We start from the raw sequence: 1,735 nt of genomic DNA on the forward strand, positions 1-1,735 counted from the left end.
AGTTACAAATAAAAGCACAAAAAGAGGAACTTCATCTTGAGTTGCAAAAAGAGAAAGCCGAGCTTAAACGCGAATATGAAAATGCCATAAGTGAAGCCAAAAAAGCAGCACGAGAGGGAGATACGCAAGCCATCCACCGTGCCATGAACAAAGCAAAACAAAACCTTCCAAAAGAGCAAAAAAAGCAAGACAACAGAGCCATAGAGTTTAAAGTGGGCGATGAAGTGAAATACCATACCCAAAGTGGTGTCATTGTTGCCATGAAGAGCAAAAATGAAGCTATTTTAGAAGTAAACGGAATGAAGATTCGTGTCAAGACAATGTATCTTAAACCGACAAAAATAGTCAAAGCAAAACCACGAACAGACCTTACTCTTAATGTAGAGAAAAAAGCAGGACTGAAGTGTGACCTCCATGGTATGCGCGCAGTTGAAGCGACAGAAGTTCTTGACAAGTTCTTAAATGATGCGCTCATAAACGGCTGGGATGAAGTCATAGTCTATCATGGCATTGGAACTGGAAAACTCTCTTATGCTGTCAAAGAGTTTCTAAAAACCCATCCAAGAGTGAAAAAATTTGAAGATGCACCACAGCATATGGGTGGATTTGGTGCAAAAATAGTGACGCTGTAAATGAAATCTGTTGCAATCATCGGCGGTGGAGCATCTGGGCTTTTTTGTGCTATTTTACTTGCGCAAAAAGGTGTTAAAGTGACACTTTTTGAACAAAATGCAAAAGTAGCCAAAAAAATTCTTGTCTCTGGAAATGGTCGCTGTAACATCACAAACAAAAACCTCTCAAAAGAGGACTACTTTAGCCAAAATCCTGACTTTGTTGCCTTTGCACTTAAAGAGTTTGGCTTTGCTGCGTTTGAGAAGTTTGTAAACTCTATAGGCTTACCACTTGATGTCAAAGAGGATGGCAGAGCCTATCCACTTTCGAATGAAGCAAAGAGTGTTGCAAAACTTTTTGAAGAGTATGCTAAAAATCTCGGTGTCAATTTTCACTACAGTGCTCACATCAATTCCATAAAAGATTTTATGAAAAAATATGACGCAGTTGTCGTAGCAACAGGTTCACGCGCAGTTTCACACCTTGGTGGCAATAATGACGGCGAGGAGTTTGCAAAGGAGTTTGGACACGGCATCATCCCAGCCTATCCCTCTCTTGTGCAACTCGAAATTGATGAAAAAGTCGTGCATAAAATGGCAGGGGCTAAGGTGAACGGAGAAGTAACACTCTTCATAAACCATCAAAAAGAGCTCACAACTAAAGGGGACATTCTCTTTACAAACTACGGGCTCTCAGGCTTTGCCATCTTAGACATCTCTCAAGCTGCTTCCAAAGCTCTTTTAGAGTTCAATCATGTCTCAGTATCACTCAACCTCTTGCCAAGACTCACCCAACAGCAAATAGCAGCACACCTAAACGCAGTCGCAAAACGAATGCCTGCGTTTACTCTACCTGATATTTTAGTGGGACTTTTGCCCCTTAAAATTGCTACAAATATATTAGAATACTTAGAACTCTCACCCCAAACGCAGTGCGATAAAGTAAACACCAAAATGGCTAAAAAAATAGCAAACTGCATAAGTAACTGGCGTTTTAAAGTGGAAGATACTCACGGTTTTCGTCATGCTGAAGTAAGTGGCGGAGGCATAGATACCCAAGAGATAAACCCAAAAACTATGGAATCACTCAAACAAAAAAATCTCTACTTTGTCGGAGAGGTGCT

2 protein-coding genes are annotated in these 1,735 nt (G+C 40.6%); both read left to right on the plus strand.

What is annotated here, in order from left to right; translation table 11 throughout:
* A partial coding sequence (locus MVY38_RS02935) for a Smr/MutS family protein (RefSeq protein ID WP_297483475.1) occupies positions 1-632 on the plus strand: 632 nt, incomplete at its 5' end.
* On the plus strand, positions 633-1,735 hold a 1,103-nt coding region (locus MVY38_RS02940), incomplete at its 3' end, for an NAD(P)/FAD-dependent oxidoreductase (protein WP_297483477.1). It abuts the gene before it with no gap.

The organism is Sulfurimonas sp. (assembly GCF_027056685.1).
Taxonomy (GTDB): Bacteria; Campylobacterota; Campylobacteria; order Campylobacterales; family Sulfurimonadaceae; genus Sulfurimonas.